This is a genomic window from Hymenobacter rubripertinctus, assembly GCF_003583925.1.
Classification (GTDB): domain Bacteria; phylum Bacteroidota; class Bacteroidia; order Cytophagales; family Hymenobacteraceae; genus Hymenobacter; species Hymenobacter rubripertinctus.
The window spans coordinates 1-344 of record NZ_QYCN01000142.1; the positions used below are offsets into that span (position 1 = coordinate 1).

Here is a 344-nt window from a genome sequence, read left to right on the forward strand (position 1 = left end):
TAAGTGCCTATTCAAAATTAGTCAGACAATTGAGAAGGGGCTATCTTCGCAGATGCAGAAACGCTTCATTGAGCTGACTTCCGACGAGCGGGCCACGCTGGAGGAAGGCCATCGCCATCATCGGCAACACCCGTTTCGTGCCCGCTGTCAGTGCCTGCTGCTGAGTGCCGACGGGCAAAGCGTGCCCGTGCTGACGAAGGTGCTTGGCCTGCAGCGGCAGACAGTCTACAGCTGGTTTGCGCGCTGGGAGAGTGCCGGTTTGGCCGGGCTGGCTAACGCCAAGGGCCAGGGTCGGCCGGCCATTCTCACGGCCGCCGACACGGCGCAAGTCCAGGCGGCCGTGC

General features: G+C 62.5%; 1 protein-coding gene. It reads left to right on the forward strand.

The features are described 5' to 3' along the window. Nucleotides 1-52 precede the first annotated feature (52 nt). The coding region (locus D0T11_RS21895) for a helix-turn-helix domain-containing protein (protein WP_147374820.1) at nucleotides 53-344 on the forward strand (292 nt) is incomplete at its 3' end.